Below are 20,050 nucleotides of genomic sequence, written 5' to 3'. Positions count from 1 at the left end.
GCGCATATTGCGCCGTTTTTTTACCTGTGAGGATTGAATTAATCCTGTAGGTCGCCGCAGAAACGGTAGCCTTCACCGTGAATGGTGGCGATGATTTCTGGCGTATCCGGCGTTGATTCGAAATGTTTACGAATGCGGCGGATAGTCACGTCAACGGTACGGTCATGCGGCTTCAGTTCGCGACCGGTCATTTTTTTCAGCAGTTCTGCGCGAGACTGGATTTTGCCCGGATTCTCACAGAAGTGAAGCATTGCACGGAATTCGCTGCGTGGCAGTTTATACTGCTCGCCGTCAGGACCAATCAGAGAGCGGCTGTTGATGTCCAGCTCCCAGCCGTTGAACTTGTAGCTTTCGACGCTACGGCGTTCTTCGCTGACAGTACCCAGGTTCATGGTACGGGACAGCAGGTTACGAGCACGGATAGTCAGTTCGCGCGGGTTAAACGGCTTGGTGATGTAATCGTCTGCGCCGATTTCGAGGCCGAGAATTTTATCGACTTCGTTATCACGGCCCGTCAGGAACATCAGCGCAACGTTAGCTTGTTCGCGAAGTTCGCGCGCTAACAGGAGGCCATTTTTCCCAGGCAGATTGATATCCATAATCACAAGGTTGATGTCATATTCAGAGAGAATCTGATGCATTTCCGCGCCATCTGTCGCTTCGAATACATCATAGCCTTCTGCTTCGAAAATGCTTTTCAACGTGTTGCGTGTTACTAACTCGTCTTCAACGATAAGAATGTGCGGGGTCTGCATGTTTGCTACCTAAATTGCCAACTAAATCGAAACAGGAAGTACAAAAGTCCCTGACCTGCCTGATGCATGCCGTAAATTAACATGATCGGCGTAACATGACTAAAGTACGTAATTGCGTTCTTGATGCACTTTCCATCAACGTCAACAACATCATTAGCTTGGTCGTGGGTAGTTTCCCTCTGGACCCGACAGTGTCAAAAACGGCTGTCATCCTAACCATTTTAACAGCAACATAACAGGCTAAGACATGCCGGACACCCAATAAAACTACGCTTCGTTGACATATATCAAGTTCAATTGTAGCACGTTAACAGTTTGATGAAATCAACGTATCCAAATGTTTGCTTTCATCACAAAATTGCAATATTACAACTAGTTGCACGAGCTAATTAATAAATGTAATGAATCCAACCAATGCGATCCATTTTAAAATAAATTATCATGGATAAACAGAGGGATATACAACTTTTGTTAACATAAAAAGCAATAGTACAGTTTGGAAATAGTTTAGCATTTTTTACCGGATGCGAAATCCTTTTTCAGTGACTTCTGTTAAAAAAATGTAAATTTGCGCTGCGTAATATGTTGACGTACGTCACATTATTACTTGCAGACTGACCAAAAAGAGTATCGAAATGCGTTTAACAATTATTCTGGTTGCCCCTGCCAGAGCGGAAAATATTGGTGCGGCTGCCCGTGCGATGAAGACCATGGGATTCACTCAATTACGTATCGTTGACAGCGAGGCGCACCTGGAACCCGCCACGCGATGGGTCGCGCATGGATCGGGCGACATTATTGATAATATTAACGTTTTTCCAACGTTAGCCGATGCGCTTCACGACGTTGATTTTACCGTTGCGACCACCGCGCGTAGCCGGGCGAAGTTCCATTATTACGCCACCCCGGTCGAACTGGTTCCCCTGTTACAGGAGAAATCCACGTGGATGGAACATGCAGCGCTGGTGTTTGGTCGTGAAGATTCGGGGCTGACCAATGAAGAATTAGCGCTGGCAGATGTACTCACTGGTGTACCGATGGTCGCTGACTATCCTTCACTCAATTTGGGGCAGGCGGTGATGGTGTATTGCTATCAATTAGCAGGTTTAATACAACAACCGGCCAAAAACGTTGAGGTGACGGATGAGCTTCAGCTGCAGGCATTGCGCGCACGCGTTTTGCGTTTATTAGCCACGCTGAACGTTTCTGACGACATCAAGCTGACGGACTGGTTGCAACAGCGAATGGGTCTGTTGGGGCAGCGAGACACGGCAATGTTGCACCGTTTTTTACATGATATTGAAAAAAACATCACAAAATAAAATGTTGAACAATTTTTGTTGTGTAGTGTTTTGTTCTTGGTTCAAGTGGGCTCGACATGCTGTATTGGTTGAAAGTAAAAGGGCAAGCAGTTGCTCATGAACAAGTTTCGGAATGTGATCAATTTAAAAATTTATTGACTTAGGTCAGCAGATACTTTAACCCTAAAAGAATACAGGACAGATAATAAATAATTACAGAGCACACAACACCATGAAACGCATCAGCATCACCATTACTACAACCATCACCATTACCACAGGTAACGGTGCGGGCTGACGCGTACAGGAAACACAAGAAAAAGCCCGCACCTAAACAGTGCGGGCTTTTTTTTCGACCAAAGGCAATGAGGTAAACCATGCGAGTGTTGAAGTTCGGCGGTACATCAGTGGCAAATGCAGAGCGCTTTCTGCGGGTTGCCGATATTCTGGAAAGCAATGCCAGACAGGGGCAGGTCGCGACCGTTCTCTCTGCCCCCGCAAAAATTACCAACCATCTGGTGGCAATGATTGAGAAGACCATCGGTGGTCAGGATGCTTTAGCTAATATCAGCGACGCCGAACGCATTTTCTCCGAGCTGCTGGTGGGTCTTGCCGCCGAGCAACCAGGTTTTCCGCTGGCGCAGCTCAAAGCCTTTGTTGAACAAGAATTTGCCCAGATTAAGCACGTCCTGCACGGCATCAGCCTGCTGGGACAGTGCCCGGACAGTATCAATGCCGCGCTTATCTGCCGTGGTGAAAAAATGTCGATTGCTATCATGGCCGGCCTGTTGGAAGCACGCGGGCATAACGTAACGGTCATCGACCCGGTGGAGAAATTGCTGGCTGTCGGCCATTACCTCGAATCTACCGTTGATATCGCCGAATCTACGCGCCGCATCGCCGCCAGCCGTATTCCTGCGGACCACATGATTCTGATGGCAGGGTTTACCGCTGGAAATGAAAAAGGTGAGTTAGTGGTGTTGGGGCGTAATGGCTCTGACTACTCTGCCGCCGTACTGGCCGCCTGTTTGCGTGCCGATTGTTGTGAAATCTGGACCGATGTCGACGGTGTATATACTTGCGATCCGCGTCAGGTACCCGACGCCCGACTGCTTAAGTCGATGTCTTATCAGGAAGCGATGGAGCTTTCTTACTTCGGCGCTAAAGTGCTGCACCCGCGCACCATTACCCCTATTGCCCAGTTCCAGATCCCGTGCCTGATTAAAAATACCGGCAATCCGCAAGCGCCCGGTACGCTGATCGGTGCCAGCAGTGATGACGATGATTTGCCGGTAAAAGGTATTTCTAACCTCAATAACATGGCGATGTTTAGCGTTTCCGGCCCTGGAATGAAAGGCATGGTGGGCATGGCGGCGCGCGTTTTTGCCGCAATGTCGCGTGCGGGCATCTCGGTAGTGCTGATCACCCAATCCTCTTCTGAATACAGCATCAGCTTCTGCGTCCCGCAGGGCGACTGCGCGCGTGCACAACGCGCTATGCAGGATGAATTCTACCTCGAGCTGAAAGAAGGCCTGCTGGAGCCGCTGGCGGTGACTGAGCGTCTGGCCATCATCTCTGTTGTTGGCGATGGTATGCGCACCCTGCGCGGCATCTCGGCGAAGTTCTTTGCCGCGCTGGCTCGGGCGAACATCAATATTGTAGCGATCGCCCAGGGCTCGTCTGAGCGTTCTATTTCGGTGGTGGTGAATAACGATGACGCGACCACCGGCGTACGCGTGACCCATCAGATGCTGTTCAACACCGACCAGGTGATTGAAGTGTTTGTGATTGGCGTAGGCGGCGTGGGCGGTGCGCTGCTGGAGCAGCTTAAACGTCAGCAAACCTGGCTCAAAAAGAAGCATATCGATCTGCGCGTGTGCGGTGTGGCGAACTCGAAGGCCCTGCTGACCAACGTCCACGGTCTGAATCTGGAAAACTGGCAGTCGGAGCTGGAGAGCGCGAAAGAGCCTTTCAACCTTGGGCGCTTAATTCGTCTGGTGAAAGAATACCATCTGCTCAATCCGGTGATTGTCGACTGTACGTCAAGCCAGGCGGTAGCGGATCAATATGCCGACTTCTTGCGTGAAGGCTTCCACGTGGTTACGCCGAACAAAAAGGCCAACACGTCGTCGATGGATTACTATCATCAGCTGCGTTTTGCCGCCGCGAAGTCTCGTCGTAAATTCCTGTACGACACCAACGTGGGCGCGGGCTTGCCGGTTATTGAAAACCTGCAAAATCTGCTCAGCGCAGGTGATGAACTGCAACGTTTTTCAGGCATCCTTTCTGGCTCACTGTCGTTTATTTTCGGCAAGCTGGATGAAGGCATGAGCTTCTCGCAGGCCACCACCCTGGCGCGTGAGATGGGCTATACCGAACCCGATCCGCGTGACGATCTTTCCGGTACGGACGTGGCGCGTAAGCTGCTGATCCTGGCCCGTGAAACTGGTCGTGAGCTGGAGCTTTCTGACATTGTCATTGAGCCGGTCCTGCCAAAAGAGTTTGATGACTCCGGTGATGTTTCCGCGTTTATGGCGAAATTGTCGCAGCTGGATGACGTCTTTGCCGCGCGCGTGGCGAAAGCCCGTGATGAGGGAAAAGTATTGCGCTATGTTGGCAATATTGAAGAGGACGGCGTTTGTCGCGTGAAAATTGATGCAGTAGACGGCAACGATCCGCTGTTTAAAGTGAAAAACGGTGAAAACGCGCTGGCGTTCTATAGCCACTACTATCAGCCGTTACCGTTAGTTCTACGCGGATATGGCGCGGGTAACGATGTGACGGCGGCGGGCGTCTTTGCCGACCTGCTACGCACCCTTTCATGGAAGTTAGGAGTCTGACATGGTGAGAGTTTATGCCCCGGCTTCCAGTGCCAATATGAGCGTCGGGTTTGATGTACTCGGTGCGGCGGTAACTCCGGTGGACGGTTCGCTGTTGGGTGATGTGGTGTCTGTTGAGGCGGCTGACCAGTTCAGCCTGAACAACCTTGGGCGCTTTGCCAACAAACTGCCGTCCGAGCCACGTGAAAATATTGTCTACCAGTGTTGGGAGCGATTCTGCCAGGAGCTGGGTAAAACCGTTCCGGTGGCGATGACGCTGGAAAAAAATATGCCGATTGGCTCCGGGTTAGGCTCCAGCGCCTGTTCCGTCGTGGCGGCGTTAGTCGCTATGAACGAATATTGCGGTAAGCCGCTCAACGATACGCGCCTGTTAGCGATAATGGGCGAACTTGAAGGGCGTATCTCCGGCAGCATTCATTACGATAACGTCGCTCCGTGCTTTTTGGGCGGTATGCAGTTAATGATTGAAGAAAACGGCATTATTAGCCAGCAGGTGCCAGGCTTTGATGAGTGGCTGTGGGTACTGGCGTATCCAGGGATTAAAGTGTCGACGGCTGAAGCGCGGGCGATTCTCCCAGCGCAGTATCGCCGTCAGGACTGTATCGCTCACGGGCGGCATCTGGCGGGATTCATCCATGCCTGCTATTCCCGTCAGCCTCTTCTGGCCGCGAAGTTGATGAAAGACGTCATTGCTGAGCCGTATCGTACCCGCTTGCTGCCAGGCTTTAGCCAGGCGCGTCAGGCGGTCGCAGAAATTGGCGCGCTGGCCAGCGGTATATCCGGGTCTGGGCCGACGCTGTTCGCTTTGTGCGATAAGCCGGATACGGCACAGCGCGTAGCAGATTGGCTGGGTAAAAATTACCTGCAAAATCAGGAAGGCTTTGTTCATATTTGCCGGCTGGACACGGCGGGCGCACGGGTACTGGGATAATCAATGAAACTGTATAATCTGAAAGATCACAACGAACAGGTCAGCTTTGCACAGGCTGTTACGCAAGGACTGGGCAAGAATCAGGGATTGTTTTTTCCGCACGATCTACCGGAATTCAATCTGACAGAAGTGGATGAGATGCTGAACCAGGACTTCGTTAGCCGCAGCGCGAAGATCCTGTCCGCATTTATTGGTGATGAGATCCCTCAGGAAATTCTGGAAGAGCGTGTGCGTGCGGCATTTGCCTTTCCGGCTCCGGTTGCCCAGGTTGCCGCGGATGTCGGCTGTCTGGAACTGTTCCACGGCCCTACGCTTGCATTTAAAGACTTTGGCGGGCGCTTTATGGCGCAGATGCTGACGCACATCAGTGGCGACAAACCGGTAACGATTCTGACGGCGACCTCCGGAGACACCGGGGCGGCGGTTGCGCATGCCTTTTATGGCCTGAAAAATGTGCGCGTGGTGATCCTCTACCCGAACGGCAAGATCAGCCCATTACAGGAAAAACTGTTCTGTACGCTGGGCGGTAACATTGAAACTGTGGCGATTGATGGCGATTTTGATGCCTGCCAGGCGCTGGTGAAACAGGCGTTTGATGACGAAGAGCTGAAGGTAGCCCTGGGACTGAACTCGGCTAACTCAATTAACATCAGCCGTCTGTTGGCGCAAATCTGTTACTACTTTGAGGCTGTGGCCCAACTGCCGCAAGAGGCGCGTAATCAACTGGTGATTTCCGTTCCCAGCGGTAACTTTGGCGATCTGACCGCCGGGCTGCTGGCGAAATCACTGGGCTTGCCGGTGAAGCGTTTTATCGCGGCGACTAACGTTAACGATACGGTTCCGCGTTTCCTTGCAGAAGGTGAGTGGGCGCCGAAAGCGACCCAGGCAACGTTGTCGAATGCGATGGATGTCAGCCAGCCGAACAACTGGCCGCGCGTGGAAGAACTGTTCCGCCGTAAAATCTGGCGTCTGAATGAGCTGGGTTATGCCGCTGTTGACGATGCGACGACTCAGGACACGATGCGTGAGTTACATGAGATAGGCTACACCTCAGAACCGCATGCGGCGGTGGCTTACCGAGCGCTGCGTGACCAACTGAATCCTGGCGAGTACGGCCTGTTCCTTGGTACTGCGCATCCGGCGAAGTTTAAAGAAAGCGTTGAAGAGATTCTTGACCTGACGCTGGCGTTGCCAAAAGAACTGGCGGAACGCGCGGACCTGCCGCTGCTTTCTCATCACCTGCCAGCTGATTTTGCTGAACTGCGCAAGCTGATGATGACCCGCGGTTAACGGTTGCGCCCGCTGGCGCTTTGCATAGCGGGCCGACAAAACCTGTAGGCCGGATAAGGCGTTAGCCGTCATCCGGCCTTTTTACTATTGCTCGTGGCGTTTAAACACCAGTTCGCCGTTTCCTGATGCTTCTTCATCAAAGAAGTAGCCTTCGCTGTTAAATGCGGTCAGCTGTTCCGGTTGCGTTAAGCGGTTCTCAATAATGTAGCGACTCATCAGGCCGCGCGCTTTTTTGGCATAGAAGCTGATGACTTTAAACTTGCCGTTCTTCTCGTCGAGGAAGACCGGTTTGATAAGCTCAGCGTTGAGTTTTTTCGGCTTCACGGATTTAAAATACTCATCCGAGGCGAGGTTGATCACCACGCTGTCGCCTTGCGCTTCCAGCGCTTCGTTAAGTTTATCGGTGATGGTATCTCCCCAGAACTGGTAGAGATCTTTACCCTTCGCATTGGCCAGACGAATGCCCATCTCCAGACGGTATGGCTGCATCAAATCCAGCGGACGCAAAACGCCGTACAACCCGGACAGCATCCGTAAATGCTGTTGAGCGAAGTCGAAATCCGCCTCGCTGAAGGTTTCAGCCTGCAACCCTGTATAGACGTCGCCTTTAAACGCCAGAATGGCCTGACGTGCATTGTCCGGCGTGAAGTCAGGCTGCCAGTCATGGAAACGGGTGGCGTTCAGATCCGCCAGCTTGTCGCTAATCCCCATCAGCTTGCCAATCTGCGGTGCAGAGAGCTGGCGTGCCACGTGAATAAGCTGCTGAGAGTGATCCAGCAACTCGGGCAGCGTATGACGTGTCGTTGCCAGCGGGCTTTGGTAGTCGAGCGTTTTTGCAGGTGAAATCAGAATCAGCATATCCAGTCCTTGCAGGAAATTTACTGCGACTTTAGCAAAAAAAACGACTGAATTGATCGATGGTTGCGATTGCCGCGCTATTCGCGCGGCGTTTCATCCCAGCTATCGGGCGCAAGCTGTTGTCTGATATCAGGATAACGGCGCGGATCGAATTCCGGGCGTACCCCGAGTTTTCGCTGGCGCAGATAATCGCTGGCGATGGTATGGACAACCGGAGAAAGCAGAAGAATCGCCGTCAGGTTAGTAATGGCCATACAGGCCATGATGATGTCGGCAAGTTGCCAGACCAGCGGAAAACTGATTAACGTACCACCAATGACGGTGCAAACGGTGGCGATTCGTAATAGCCAGATAACCCGGATGTTGTCCAGTTTCAGGAATATGAGGTTGTTTTCCGCATAAATGTAGTTGGCGACGATAGAGCTAAAGGCAAACAGAATCACTATTAAGGCAACGAATCCGGCCCCCCATTCACCCGTCAGCGAGACCATGGCTCGTTGCAGCAACTGGATGCCTTCCATTGGCACATAAGTGGTGCCATTACCCGCCAGTAAAATGATCATTGCGCTGGCCGTACAAAGAATTAGCGTATCGCCCAATACACCAATCATTTGCACAATGCCTTGTGCTGCAGGGTGTGGCGGCCAGGATGCTGCCGAGGCGGCTGCGTTCGGAGTTGAGCCCATTCCTGCTTCATTAGAGAACATACCGCGCTGAAAACCGCTGGCAATGGCCTGGCTTAGCGTATACCCGGCTGCACCGGCCGCGGCTTCCTGCCAGCCAAAGGCGCTTTTTATGATGGTCATGATAATGCCGGGGAGCTGTCCGAAATGCCAAAGGCAGATGACGAGGCTACAACCGATCCACAGCAGCGCCATCATCGGAACAAACCATTGCATCAGGCGGGCAACGCCTTTAATGCCGCCGACGATGACCAGTAATGACACTATTGCCAGTGCGATACCGGAGAAGAGGGGAGGGATGTCAAAAGCAAAGGTCAACGCACGAGAGACTGAGTTTGCCTGCACGCTGTTAAAAATCAGGCCATAGGCAATGAGTAAAAAGATGGCAAACAGCACGCCCATCCAGCGCATGCCCAATCCACGGGCCATATACCATGCAGGACCGCCGCGAAACTGTCCCTTGCTGTCGCGCTCTTTATACAGTTGGGCAAGGGAACATTCGGCGAATGAGGTTGCCATACCAATGACCGCCGAGACCCACATCCAGAAAATGGCCCCTGCGCCGCCGGCGGCGATCGCCAACGCCACACCCGCCAGATTTCCGCTACCGACGCGCGCGGCAAGACTGGTGCACAGAGCCTGAAAAGAAGTTAAACCGCCCGGCTGCGGGCTGATGCTGTTTTTAAGACTTTTGCCAAACTGGCGAATATAGCGGAACTGCACGAACCCTGTACGCCAGGTGAACCAACATCCTGCGCCAAGCAGGAGGTAGATCATCACCGATCCCCAGAGTATTTCATTAATAAATGAGAAAAAATCAGGCATTAACATCCCTCTTGTTGATGCCGGTAAGCGCGAATAATCCCGTGTAAGCGCTACCAATTATCGACCAGTATATACCTTATAAGGTGATTGATTGCGGGAGTTTACCATAACAATGGGTATATCCTTAATTGCGCATCACGAGCTGTGAGATGCGTAATCAGGGCTGAGCGGCGGGTCGGACAATCCAGGCGGTTGCGCTGAGAGTGCGTCGTGCTATCATCAGGGAAGATCGGTTACATCCCCCTAACAAGCTGTTTAAAGAGAATCGCTATCATGACGGACAAATTGACCTCCCTTCGTCAGTTCACCACAGTAGTGGCCGACACCGGAGACATCGCGGCAATGAAGCTGTATCAGCCTCAGGATGCCACAACTAACCCTTCTCTCATTCTTAACGCAGCGCAGATCCCAGAATACCGCAAGCTGATTGATGACGCTGTAGCCTGGGCTAAGCAGCAGAGCAACGACCGCGCACAGCAGATCGTCGACGCGACCGACAAACTGGCAGTAAATATCGGTCTGGAGATCCTGAAATTGGTTCCGGGTCGTATCTCTACTGAAGTTGACGCTCGTCTGTCCTACGACACCGACGCGTCCATCGCGAAAGCAAAACGTCTGATCAAAATGTACAACGATGCTGGCATCAGCAACGATCGCATTCTGATCAAACTGGCTTCAACCTGGCAGGGCATCCGTGCCGCTGAGCAGTTGGAAAAAGAAGGTATCAACTGTAACCTGACTCTGCTGTTCTCCTTCGCTCAGGCGCGCGCATGTGCAGAAGCTGGCGTATATCTGATTTCTCCGTTTGTTGGTCGTATTCTGGACTGGTACAAAGCCAACACTGACAAGAAAGAGTATGCACCGGCAGAAGATCCGGGTGTGGTTTCCGTAACGGAAATCTATGAGTACTACAAACAGCACGGTTACGAAACCGTGGTGATGGGTGCGAGCTTCCGTAACGTCGGCGAAATCATTGAGCTGGCAGGCTGCGATCGTCTGACTATTGCTCCGGCACTGCTGAAAGAACTGGCGGAAAGCGAGGGCACTATCGAACGTAAACTGTCCTTCTCTGGTGAAGTGAAAGCGCGTCCTGCACGCATCACCGAAGCTGAGTTCCTGTGGCAGCACAACCAGGATCCGATGGCTGTAGACAAACTGGCGGACGGTATCCGTAAGTTTGCTGTAGACCAGGGTAAACTGGAAAAAATGATCGGCGATCTGCTGTAATCATTAATGCGTGGCCCTGATATGGGTCACGCTACCTCTTCTGAAACCTGTCTGTCCTTCCCTTCGCAGTGTATCATTCTGTTTAACGAGACTGTTTAAACGGAATAATCATGAATACTTTACGCATTGGCCTGGTTTCCATTTCTGACCGTGCTTCCAGCGGCGTTTACCAGGATAAAGGTATCCCGGCCCTTGAAGAGTGGCTGGCATCTGCCCTTACCACCCCTTTTGAGCTGCAAACGCGACTGATCCCGGATGAACAGGCGATCATCGAACAGACCTTATGTGAGCTGGTGGATGAAATGAGCTGTCATCTGGTGCTGACTACCGGCGGAACGGGTCCGGCCCGCCGCGATGTAACGCCTGATGCCACGCTGGCCGTAGCCGACCGCCAGATGCCGGGCTTTGGCGAGCAGATGCGCCAGATAAGCCTGCACTTTGTGCCAACGGCTATTCTCTCCCGCCAGGTTGGTGTGATTCGTAAACAGGCGTTGATTCTGAATCTGCCAGGGCAGCCGAAATCGATCAAAGAAACGCTGGAAGGCGTGAAAGATGCCGACGGTAAGGTTATCGTGCCGGGTATATTTGCAAGTGTACCATATTGTATACAGTTGCTGGATGGGCCGTATGTGGAAACCGCACCGACTATTGTAGCATCTTTTCGTCCTAAAAGCGCAATCCGCGATACAAACGCCTGAAAGTAGCCCGATCGTGACATAAGTGCCAATGACAGTGGAGTATTGAATTGTTTACGATATAGTAATTTTTGCTTTACATATATCGACAGACAGATTCAATAACTCCACTGACTCATGGTTTGCTATGTCACAACACACTCGACCGCTGAATCGCCAGGATTATAAAACTCTTACGCTTGCTGCCCTCGGCGGTGCGCTTGAGTTTTATGATTTCATTATCTTCGTCTTCTTTGCCGCTGTTGTTGGCGAACTCTTCTTCCCGGCAGACATTCCTGAATGGCTACGTCAGGTGCAAACCTTCGGCATTTTTGCCGCCGGATATCTGGCGCGTCCACTGGGTGGCATCATCATGGCGCACTTTGGCGATCTGGTCGGGCGTAAGAAAATGTTCACCCTGAGCATTTTGCTGATGGCGATACCGACGCTGGCGATTGGTCTTTTGCCTACCTACGCCTCAATGGGGATCCTCGCGCCGCTGCTGTTACTCCTGATGCGCATTTTGCAAGGCGCTGCCATCGGCGGAGAAGTGCCGGGCGCGTGGGTGTTCGTGGCAGAGCACGTACCGGAGCGCCGCATCGGCATTGCCTGTGGCACGCTGACCGCCGGGCTGACGGTGGGAATTCTGCTGGGATCGGTGGTTGCGACGTTGGTGAATACCAGCCTGACGCAACAGGCTGTGCATGACTATGGCTGGCGTATCCCGTTTTTGTTGGGTGGCGTGTTTGGGCTGGTGGCGATGTACCTGCGTCGCTGGTTACAGGAAACGCCCATCTTCCTCGAAATGCAGCAGCGTAAAGCGTTGGCGCAAGAGCTACCGGTGAAGTCGGTGGTGAGCAAACATAAAAAAGCGGTGGTCATTTCCATGCTGCTGACCTGGCTGTTATCGGCCGGGATTGTGGTGGTGATCCTGATGTCGCCAGTCTGGTTGCAGAAGCAGTATGGTTTTGCACCGGCGTTGACGTTACAAGCCAACAGTGTCGCGACCATTATGCTGTGCGTCGGCTGTCTGCTGGCCGGGTTTATTGTCGATCGGGTCGGCGCCAGCAAAACCTTTATTGTCGGCAGCCTGCTGCTGGCCTGTTCAAGCTGGTTTTTCTATCATCTGACCGGCAGCCATCCTCAGCACTTGTTCTTGCTATACGGGCTGGTAGGGTTGTGCGTTGGCGTGGTGGGGGCTGTGCCTTATGTGATGGTGCGGGCGTTTCCGGCGGAGGTCCGCTTTACCGGAATCTCCTTTTCTTACAACGTGTCGTACGCCATTTTTGGTGGTCTGACGCCAATCGCCGTGACGATGTTAATGAGCGTGTCGCCAATGGCTCCGGCCTGGTATGTGCTGGCGTTATCGCTGGTGGGGTTAGGTCTGGGGATTTGGCTGCGACAGGATATTTATCATCGCGATACAAGCGTGCAGGGAGAGTTACAGCGCTTGTAAGGAATATCCCCCCGTTCGGGGGGATAGCGTCAGATTAGTGCGCTTCACCGATCGGCAGGATGGTACGGCCAAACTGTTCGTTCAGCACTTCACCCATCGCCAGGTAAATGGCGCTTGCGCCACACACTAAGCCAATCCAGCCAGCAACGTGAATGATCGCTTCGTTACCTGCAATGTTGCCGACCGCCAGCAGTGCGAACAGCACTGTCAGGCTCAGGAAGACAAACTGCAACGCGCGGTTAGCTTTCAGCGTGCCGAAGAACATGAACAGTGTAAACACGCCCCACAGACCCAGGTATACGCCCAGGAACTGACCATTGGTTGCATCCGCCAGGCCCATTTTCGGCATGATTAGGATTGCAACCAGCGTCAGCCAGAACGAACCGTAGGAGGTAAAGGCGGTTAAACCGAAGGTATTGCCCTTTTTATATTCCAGCAGACCGGCAAATATTTGCGCGATACCGCCGTAGAAAATGCCCATCGCCAGAATAATAACGTCAAAGGCGAAGAAACCCGCGTTGTGCAGGTTAAGCAGAATGGTGGTCATGCCAAAGCCCATCAGGCCCAGCGGTGCCGGATTAGCCAACTTAGTGTTGCCCATAATTCCTCAAAATCATCATTGATTGAATGGTGAAATAGTTTCCCCAAATAACGATCACTGTCTTCGGGGCGCGGCATGATAATCAGGGGAGAGGGCACTGTCTATGATCTAACGAAGGGAAAATGAATTATTTTCCCTGTGATGGACATCACGCTTACGCGTGGTTGATCATTTTGCTAAGACAGACGATTTGAAGTGCCACCGGGAACTGAGGGATTTGGTGGACGATCTGGTGAGAAATACCCATCGCCAGATGGCGCTGCTTCATGGGCGCGGCAGTGGTTATTCCAGTCCAATGGCTTTCACATCAACCGCGTGTCTGCCCCGCATGTTTTCTATGGCTTCTGAATCAAAATGTGCAGAATTAATCGTCGCCAATAACTTTCAGCGTTGCCATGTCAGAGGAGTTTACTGACTGGCCTGAGAAGGTGATTTTAGACACGCAGCGTTTATTGTCGTTGTCGCTATTAATAGAGATCCAGTTGGTCGTTTGTCCCTCTTTAATGGATGACGGGACGTTCAGGCTTTGGCTGGAAGTGCGTACTGCTTTGAAGTAGACGGATGCGCCGTTAAGTTTAATATCGCCGCGATCGGCGGTGAGCTGAATGCGCTTCACCACCCGGCAAACGGGAATTCTCAGCGTGAGGTCGTTGGTTGCATTGCGGGGCATCGCAATCATACCCAGAACTTTATGATCGTTAGCGTGCGCGGCGCTGCTCAGCAGCAGGCCCATAAGCAGGCTGGTGGAAAGGGTTAACACGGATTTCATGGAATTTCTCTTTGACGGCTGTAAAAGTGTGTGACATCAGACCATCTTACCGCCGACGGGAAACCGTTTCATGGTCGTAATCTTTTCTTTTTATTACAATTTTCACATGAATGGCCGTGCTGGTTTTGATTTGTTTTGTGAATTGATTTTGATTGGAAACTATTCGTTTTTTTGCCTTTCTGCCTTTTTACCTTAATTTTATCGCCACTGTGCTAAAAAAAATTTTCATGCACCCCTTGATGACGTGGGTTACGACCCCATCTTGTAGACAACCGCAGTGGTGAGTCTGAAAAAAAACGATTCAGGGTAGTTGAAACCGCACGTTTCGCCCTTATTACAGATTCACAACCACATGATGACCGAATTTTTAGTGGAGACGTTTAGATGGGTAAAATTATTGGTATCGACCTGGGTACTACCAACTCTTGTGTAGCGATTATGGATGGCACTACTGCACGTGTGCTGGAGAACGCCGAGGGCGATCGCACCACGCCTTCTATCATTGCTTATACCCAGGATGGTGAAACTCTGGTTGGTCAGCCGGCTAAACGTCAGGCAGTGACAAACCCGCAAAACACCCTGTTTGCGATTAAACGCCTGATTGGCCGCCGCTTCCAGGACGAAGAAGTACAGCGTGATGAAGCCATCATGCCGTACAAAATCATCGGTGCTGACAACGGTGATGCATGGATTGACGTAAAAGGTCAGAAAATGGCACCGCCGCAGATTTCTGCTGAAGTGCTGAAAAAAATGAAGAAAACGGCTGAAGATTACCTGGGCGAACCGGTAACTGAAGCGGTTATCACCGTACCTGCATACTTCAACGATGCTCAGCGTCAGGCAACCAAAGATGCTGGCCGTATCGCAGGTCTGGAAGTAAAACGTATCATCAACGAACCGACCGCAGCGGCACTGGCTTACGGTCTGGATAAAGAAGTCGGCAACCGTACTATCGCGGTTTATGACCTCGGTGGTGGTACTTTCGATATCTCTATTATCGAAATCGACGAAGTTGACGGCGAAAAAACCTTCGAAGTTCTGGCAACCAACGGTGATACCCACCTGGGTGGTGAAGACTTCGACAGCCGTATGATCAACTACCTGGTTGACGAATTTAAGAAAGATCAGGGTATCGATCTGCGTAATGACCCGCTGGCGATGCAGCGTCTTAAAGAAGCCGCTGAGAAAGCGAAGATCGAACTGTCTTCCGCTCAGCAGACCGACGTGAACCTGCCGTACATTACTGCAGACGCGACTGGTCCGAAACACATGAACATCAAAGTGACCCGTGCGAAACTGGAAAGCCTGGTTGAAGACCTGGTTAACCGTTCTATCGAGCCGCTGAAAGTTGCTCTGCAGGATGCTGGTCTGTCTGTTTCCGACGTTCAGGACGTTATCCTGGTCGGTGGTCAGACTCGTATGCCGATGGTACAGAAGAAAGTTGCTGAGTTCTTCGGTAAAGAGCCGCGTAAAGACGTTAACCCGGACGAAGCAGTGGCAATCGGTGCTGCCGTTCAGGGTGGTGTATTGACCGGTGATGTGAAAGACGTGCTGCTGCTGGACGTTACCCCGCTGTCTCTGGGTATCGAAACCATGGGTGGCGTGATGACTCCACTGATCGCGAAAAACACCACTATCCCGACCAAGCACAGCCAGGTGTTCTCTACCGCTGAAGACAACCAGTCTGCGGTAACCATCCACGTGCTGCAGGGTGAACGTAAACGCGCCGCTGATAACAAAGATCTGGGTCAATTTAACCTGGATGGTATCAGCCCGGCTCCGCGCGGTATGCCGCAGATCGAAGTTACTTTTGACATCGATGCCGACGGTATCTTGCACGTTTCCGCGAAAGACAAAAACAGCGGTAAAGAGCAGAAGATCACCATCAAGGCTTCTTCTGGTCTGAACGAAGAAGAAATTCAGAAAATGGTTCGCGAAGCAGAAGCGAACGCAGAATCTGACCGTAAGTTTGAAGAGCTGGTTCAGACTCGTAACCAGGGTGACCATCTGTTGCACAGCACTCGTAAGCAGGTTGAAGAAGCAGGCGACAAACTGCCAGCTGACGACAAAACTGCCATCGAGTCTGCACTGACCGCGCTGGAAACTTCTCTGAAAGGCGAAGACAAAGCGGATATCGAAGCGAAAATGCAGGCGCTGGCACAGGTTTCCCAGAAACTGATGGAAATCGCTCAGCAGCAGCACGCACAGCAGCAGGCTGGTGCAGCAGGCGCTGATGCTTCTGCAAACAACGCGAAAGATGACGACGTTGTCGACGCCGAGTTTGAAGAAGTGAAAGACAAAAAATAATCGCCCTTTGAACGGGTAATTACTGGCACGGGCGAAGAGGTTTCCTCTCCGCCCGTGCACGCATGTTAGGGGCAGATAAAAAGAGATGGCTAAGCAAGACTATTACGAGATTTTAGGCGTTTCCAAGTCAGCGGAAGAGCGTGAAATCAAAAAGGCCTACAAGCGCCTGGCCATGAAATTTCACCCGGACCGCAACCAGGGTGATAAAGAGGCCGAAGCCAAGTTTAAAGAGATCAAAGAAGCGTACGAAATCCTGACCGATGCGCAAAAACGTGCGGCTTACGATCAGTACGGTCATGCTGCGTTTGAGCAAGGCGGCATGGGCGGCGGCGGCGGTTTTGGCGGCGGGGCTGACTTCAGCGATATCTTTGGTGACGTGTTTGGCGATATCTTTGGCGGCGGTCGTGGTCGTCAGCGCGCCTCACGTGGTGCTGATTTACGTTACAACATGGATCTCACTCTGGAAGAAGCCGTGCGTGGCGTCACCAAAGAGATCCGTATTCCGACTCTGGAAGAGTGTGACGTCTGCCACGGTAGCGGTGCGAAGGCAGGTACTCAGCCACAGACCTGCCCAACCTGTCACGGTTCTGGTCAGGTACAGATGCGTCAGGGCTTTTTTGCCGTACAGCAGACCTGTCCACACTGTCAGGGCCGCGGTACGCTGATCAAAGATCCGTGCAACAAATGCCACGGTCATGGTCGTGTTGAGAAAAGCAAAACGCTGTCCGTTAAGATCCCGGCAGGGGTTGATACCGGCGACCGCATTCGTTTAGCGGGCGAAGGTGAAGCCGGTGAACATGGTGCGCCAGCAGGTGATTTGTACGTTCAGGTGCAGGTAAAACAGCACCCAATTTTCGAACGTGAAGGCAATAACCTGTACTGCGAAGTACCGATTAACTTTGCGATGGCTGCGCTGGGCGGCGAGATTGAAGTCCCAACGCTGGACGGTCGCGTGAAGCTAAAAATTCCGGGCGAAACGCAAACTGGCAAACTTTTCCGCATGCGTGGAAAGGGCGTCAAGTCTGTACGCGGTGGCGCTCAGGGCGACCTGCTGTGCCGCGTGGTGGTTGAAACCCCAGTGGGCCTGAACGACAAGCAGAAGCAACTGCTCAAAGATCTGCAGGACAGCTTTGGCGGCCCGACCGGCGAACAAAACAGTCCGCGCTCCAAAAGTTTCTTCGACGGTGTGAAGAAGTTCTTTGACGATCTGACTCGCTAATTCGCAGTTTTATCTCGAATAAAAAGCCTGGGACTGAAAAGTCTCAGGCTTTTTTATTTCTGTTTTCCGCTCGGAAAATCTTTATCGACTTACTCTGTATAGATCGTAAAAACCGATTTATCCATCATGAATAATCTAATTTTAACGAGCTTTTTGAGGGTGTAAGATAGTATTTACGAAGTATTCACCCAATAGAGAGAATAAAAGTGAAACATCTGCATCGTTTTTTTAGTAGTGACGCCTCGGGGGGCATCATTCTGATCATCGCAGCCGTGGTCGCTATGCTGATGGCAAATATCGGGGTTACCAGTGGATGGTACCACGCCTTTTTGGAAACGCCAGTTCAACTGCGGGTTGGCGCGCTTGAGATCAACAAAAATATGCTGCTGTGGATCAACGACGCGTTGATGGCGGTGTTCTTCCTGTTGATTGGTCTGGAAGTAAAGCGCGAGTTAATGCAAGGTTCGCTGGCCAGTCTGCGTCAGGCGGCGTTCCCGATCATTGCTGCTATCGGGGGCATGATTGTCCCGGCGCTGCTGTACCTGGCATTCAACTATGCCGATCCCATCACCCGTGAAGGGTGGGCGATCCCGGCGGCAACGGATATTGCTTTTGCGTTAGGTGTGCTGGCGTTGTTGGGCAGTCGTGTACCACTGGCGTTGAAAATCTTCCTGATGGCGCTGGCGATTATTGATGACCTCGGCGCTATCGTAATCATCGCACTGTTCTATACCAGCGACCTCTCGCTGCTGTCGCTGGGCGTTGCCGCGTGCGCGATCCTTGTTCTGGCAGGATTGAATCTGTGCGGAGTGAGACGCACCGGTATTTATATTCTGGTCGGCGTAGTGCTGTGGACTGCCGTACTGAAGTCTGGCGTGCATGCAACTCTGGCGGGCGTGATCGTGGGCTTCTTCATTCCATTGAAGGAAAAACATGGGCGTTCACCGGCGAAGCGACTGGAGCATGTTCTGCATCCATGGGTGGCATACCTGATCCTGCCACTGTTTGCTTTCGCCAACGCGGGCGTTTCACTGCAGGGCGTCACTATTGATGGACTGACCTCGGTGTTACCGCTGGGGATCATTGCGGGTTTGTTGATCGGTAAGCCGTTGGGTATCAGTCTGTTTTGCTGGCTGGCGTTACGCCTCAAGGTGGCGCAATTGCCGGAAGGAACGAATTTCCAGCAGATTATGGCGGTCGGTATTCTTTGCGGTATTGGCTTTACGATGTCGATTTTTATTGCCAGCCTGGCGTTTGGCAACGTCGATCCTGAGCTGATTAATTGGGCAAAACTGGGGATCCTGATCGGCTCCTTGTTGTCGGCAGTGATAGGTTACTGCTGGTTACGTGCCCGGTTGAACGCATCAGCCTGACGGGATAACCCTTTCGTGACAATTTTCAGGGAGAGAGTATGTCTCATATAAATTACAACCATCTGTACTACTTTTGGCATGTCTATAAAGAAGGGTCAGTGGTTGGTGCAGCAGAAGCGCTTTATCTGACACCGCAGACCATTACCGGGCAGATTAAAGCGCTTGAGGAACGCTTACAGGGAAAATTGTTTAAGCGGAAGGGGCGTGGGCTGGAGCCCAGTGAGTTAGGCGAATTGGTTTTTCGTTACGCGGATAAGATGTTCACCTTAAGCCAGGAAATGCTGGATATCGTGAACTACCGCAAAGAGTCTAATTTGCTGTTCGATGTCGGCGTGGCGGATGCGCTATCGAAGCAGTTGGTCAGCAGCGTACTGGATGCCGCTGTGGTTGAAGATGAACAAATCCATCTGCGTTGTTTTGAGTCAACGCACGAGATGCTGTTGGATCAACTCAGCCAGCATAAGCTGGATATGATTATCTCCGACTGTCCGATTGATTCTACGCAGCAGGAAGGGTTGTTCTCAGTGCGGATAGGCGAGTGCAGCGTGAGTTTTTGGTGCACCAAACCGCTGCCTGAAAAACCATTCCCGGCCTGCCTTGAGGAACGTCGGTTGCTGATCCCTGGACGTCGTTCGATGCTCGGACGTAAGCTGCTGAACTGGATCAACTCACAAGGATTGAATGTCGAAATCCTCGGCGAATTTGATGACGCTGCGCTGATGAAAGCGTTTGGGGCAACGCATAATGCTATTTTTGTTGCACCTACTCTGTATTCGCACAATTTCTATGCTGATGATTCTATTGTTGAAATTGGACGCGTAGAAAATGTGATGGAAGAGTATCACGCCATATTTGCGGAAAGAATGATCCAGCATCCGGCGGTGCAGCGTATTTGCAATGCGGACTACTCGGCATTGTTCAAGCCACAGTAGACATACTTA

Annotated in this window: 18 protein-coding genes and 1 other annotated feature; of the genes, 13 read left to right on the top strand and 5 right to left on the bottom strand. The window is 51.9% G+C overall.

Features of this window, described 5'->3' with window-relative positions; genetic code table 11:
- Positions 1-38: 38 nt before the first annotated feature.
- The gene (gene arcA, locus FDW94_RS18470; protein WP_001194359.1) at positions 39-755 is read right to left on the bottom strand and encodes a two-component system response regulator ArcA; all 717 of its coding nucleotides are present in this window, start codon (positions 753-755) and stop codon (positions 39-41) included.
- A 95-nt stretch (positions 756-850) separates the two neighbouring features.
- Here arcA and yjjY point away from each other — a divergent pair, with 95 nt between their 5' ends.
- From yjjY to thrC, 6 genes are all read left to right on the top strand, one after another.
- Positions 851-991, top strand: a complete 141-nt coding sequence (yjjY, locus tag FDW94_RS18465; RefSeq protein WP_042998021.1) for a protein YjjY — start codon at positions 851-853, stop codon at positions 989-991.
- Between the two features lie 399 nt (positions 992-1,390).
- A complete protein-coding gene (locus tag FDW94_RS18460) occupies positions 1,391-2,077 on the top strand; it encodes a tRNA/rRNA methyltransferase (protein WP_003829762.1) in 687 nt (228 codons plus the stop codon).
- 211 nt (positions 2,078-2,288) lie between these two features.
- Complete coding sequence (gene thrL / locus FDW94_RS18455) at positions 2,289-2,354, top strand: thr operon leader peptide (protein WP_032337689.1); 66 nt, start codon at positions 2,289-2,291, stop codon at positions 2,352-2,354.
- Positions 2,290-2,410, top strand: a sequence feature (Thr leader region). It overlaps the preceding gene by 65 nt.
- Before the next feature lie 23 nt (positions 2,411-2,433).
- Positions 2,434-4,896, top strand: a complete 2,463-nt coding sequence (thrA, locus tag FDW94_RS18450) for a bifunctional aspartate kinase/homoserine dehydrogenase I (protein ID WP_003829761.1) — start codon at positions 2,434-2,436, stop codon at positions 4,894-4,896.
- Position 4,897: 1 nt separating this feature from the next.
- The gene (gene thrB, locus FDW94_RS18445) at positions 4,898-5,827 is read left to right on the top strand and encodes a homoserine kinase (protein ID WP_137378061.1); all 930 of its coding nucleotides are present in this window, start codon (positions 4,898-4,900) and stop codon (positions 5,825-5,827) included.
- 3 nt (positions 5,828-5,830) lie between these two features.
- Complete coding sequence (gene thrC / locus FDW94_RS18440) at positions 5,831-7,117, top strand: threonine synthase (protein WP_008786145.1); 1,287 nt, start codon at positions 5,831-5,833, stop codon at positions 7,115-7,117.
- An 84-nt stretch (positions 7,118-7,201) separates the two neighbouring features.
- On the opposite strand, the gene yaaA is transcribed toward thrC, so the two are convergent.
- Positions 7,202-7,975: a peroxide stress protein YaaA gene (gene yaaA, locus FDW94_RS18435; protein ID WP_032942329.1), complete on the bottom strand. Its 774-nt coding sequence runs from the start codon at positions 7,973-7,975 to the stop codon at positions 7,202-7,204.
- Positions 7,976-8,052: 77 nt separating this feature from the next.
- Entirely contained in the window at positions 8,053-9,483 is a 1,431-nt protein-coding gene (locus tag FDW94_RS18430; RefSeq protein ID WP_020996236.1) for a sodium:alanine symporter family protein, read from the bottom strand.
- Between the two features lie 273 nt (positions 9,484-9,756).
- Here FDW94_RS18430 and tal point away from each other — a divergent pair, with 273 nt between their 5' ends.
- The 3 genes from tal (at position 9,757) to FDW94_RS18415 (ending at position 12,840) form a co-directional block, all read left to right on the top strand.
- The gene (gene tal / locus FDW94_RS18425; protein ID WP_003829752.1) at positions 9,757-10,710 is read left to right on the top strand and encodes a transaldolase; all 954 of its coding nucleotides are present in this window, start codon (positions 9,757-9,759) and stop codon (positions 10,708-10,710) included.
- Between the two features lie 110 nt (positions 10,711-10,820).
- Positions 10,821-11,408 (top strand): molybdopterin adenylyltransferase, encoded by a 588-nt coding sequence (mog, locus tag FDW94_RS18420; RefSeq protein ID WP_137378060.1) that lies wholly within the window; start codon positions 10,821-10,823, stop codon positions 11,406-11,408.
- A 124-nt stretch (positions 11,409-11,532) separates the two neighbouring features.
- On the top strand, positions 11,533-12,840 hold the full coding sequence (locus tag FDW94_RS18415) for an MFS transporter (protein WP_003829746.1): 1,308 nt from the start codon (positions 11,533-11,535) through the stop codon (positions 12,838-12,840).
- Positions 12,841-12,874: 34 nt separating this feature from the next.
- Here FDW94_RS18415 and satP read toward each other — a convergent pair whose 3' ends face one another.
- Together satP and FDW94_RS18405 are read right to left on the bottom strand one after the other, a co-directional pair.
- Complete coding sequence (gene satP / locus FDW94_RS18410) at positions 12,875-13,441, bottom strand: acetate uptake transporter (protein ID WP_003829744.1); 567 nt, start codon at positions 13,439-13,441, stop codon at positions 12,875-12,877.
- 364 nt (positions 13,442-13,805) lie between these two features.
- A complete protein-coding gene (locus FDW94_RS18405; RefSeq protein WP_008786150.1) occupies positions 13,806-14,210 on the bottom strand; it encodes a DUF2541 family protein in 405 nt (134 codons plus the stop codon).
- A gap of 384 nt (positions 14,211-14,594) precedes the next feature.
- Between FDW94_RS18405 and dnaK the strand changes: the two genes are divergently transcribed.
- The 4 genes from dnaK (at position 14,595) to nhaR (ending at position 20,041) form a co-directional block, all read left to right on the top strand.
- A complete protein-coding gene (gene dnaK, locus FDW94_RS18400) occupies positions 14,595-16,517 on the top strand; it encodes a molecular chaperone DnaK (protein WP_003829739.1) in 1,923 nt (640 codons plus the stop codon).
- An 85-nt stretch (positions 16,518-16,602) separates the two neighbouring features.
- Positions 16,603-17,736 (top strand): molecular chaperone DnaJ, encoded by a 1,134-nt coding sequence (gene dnaJ / locus FDW94_RS18395; protein WP_003829737.1) that lies wholly within the window; start codon positions 16,603-16,605, stop codon positions 17,734-17,736.
- A 206-nt stretch (positions 17,737-17,942) separates the two neighbouring features.
- Complete coding sequence (nhaA, locus tag FDW94_RS18390; protein ID WP_137378059.1) at positions 17,943-19,109, top strand: Na+/H+ antiporter NhaA; 1,167 nt, start codon at positions 17,943-17,945, stop codon at positions 19,107-19,109.
- A gap of 38 nt (positions 19,110-19,147) precedes the next feature.
- A complete protein-coding gene (gene nhaR, locus FDW94_RS18385; protein ID WP_032942332.1) occupies positions 19,148-20,041 on the top strand; it encodes a transcriptional activator NhaR in 894 nt (297 codons plus the stop codon).
- Positions 20,042-20,050 lie beyond the last annotated feature (9 nt).

Source organism: Citrobacter sp. wls757 (assembly GCF_005280935.1).
In the GTDB taxonomy this organism is placed as follows: Bacteria; Pseudomonadota; Gammaproteobacteria; order Enterobacterales; family Enterobacteriaceae; genus Citrobacter; species Citrobacter portucalensis.
Note: the sequence above shows the minus strand (reverse complement) of the source record. Positions and strands in the feature narration are given on the sequence as shown.

What these genes read in the sequence shown, in the direction of transcription:
- tal (WP_003829752.1), top strand. Translation starts at nt 9,757, where the DNA reads ATGACGGACAAATTGACCTCCCTTCGTCAGTTCACCACAGTAGTGGCC.
- dnaK (WP_003829739.1), top strand. Translation starts at nt 14,595, where the DNA reads ATGGGTAAAATTATTGGTATCGACCTGGGTACTACCAACTCTTGTGTA.
- thrA (WP_003829761.1), top strand. Translation starts at nt 2,434, where the DNA reads ATGCGAGTGTTGAAGTTCGGCGGTACATCAGTGGCAAATGCAGAGCGC.
- FDW94_RS18460 (WP_003829762.1), top strand. Translation starts at nt 1,391, where the DNA reads ATGCGTTTAACAATTATTCTGGTTGCCCCTGCCAGAGCGGAAAATATT.
- yaaA (WP_032942329.1), bottom strand. Translation starts at nt 7,975, where the DNA reads ATGCTGATTCTGATTTCACCTGCAAAAACGCTCGACTACCAAAGCCCG.
- satP (WP_003829744.1), bottom strand. Translation starts at nt 13,441, where the DNA reads ATGGGCAACACTAAGTTGGCTAATCCGGCACCGCTGGGCCTGATGGGC.
- arcA (WP_001194359.1), bottom strand. Translation starts at nt 755, where the DNA reads ATGCAGACCCCGCACATTCTTATCGTTGAAGACGAGTTAGTAACACGC.
- FDW94_RS18430 (WP_020996236.1), bottom strand. Translation starts at nt 9,483, where the DNA reads ATGCCTGATTTTTTCTCATTTATTAATGAAATACTCTGGGGATCGGTG.
- nhaR (WP_032942332.1), top strand. Translation starts at nt 19,148, where the DNA reads ATGTCTCATATAAATTACAACCATCTGTACTACTTTTGGCATGTCTAT.
- yjjY (WP_042998021.1), top strand. Translation starts at nt 851, where the DNA reads ATGACTAAAGTACGTAATTGCGTTCTTGATGCACTTTCCATCAACGTC.
- thrB (WP_137378061.1), top strand. Translation starts at nt 4,898, where the DNA reads ATGGTGAGAGTTTATGCCCCGGCTTCCAGTGCCAATATGAGCGTCGGG.
- thrC (WP_008786145.1), top strand. Translation starts at nt 5,831, where the DNA reads ATGAAACTGTATAATCTGAAAGATCACAACGAACAGGTCAGCTTTGCA.
- dnaJ (WP_003829737.1), top strand. Translation starts at nt 16,603, where the DNA reads ATGGCTAAGCAAGACTATTACGAGATTTTAGGCGTTTCCAAGTCAGCG.
- mog (WP_137378060.1), top strand. Translation starts at nt 10,821, where the DNA reads ATGAATACTTTACGCATTGGCCTGGTTTCCATTTCTGACCGTGCTTCC.
- FDW94_RS18415 (WP_003829746.1), top strand. Translation starts at nt 11,533, where the DNA reads ATGTCACAACACACTCGACCGCTGAATCGCCAGGATTATAAAACTCTT.
- FDW94_RS18405 (WP_008786150.1), bottom strand. Translation starts at nt 14,210, where the DNA reads ATGAAATCCGTGTTAACCCTTTCCACCAGCCTGCTTATGGGCCTGCTG.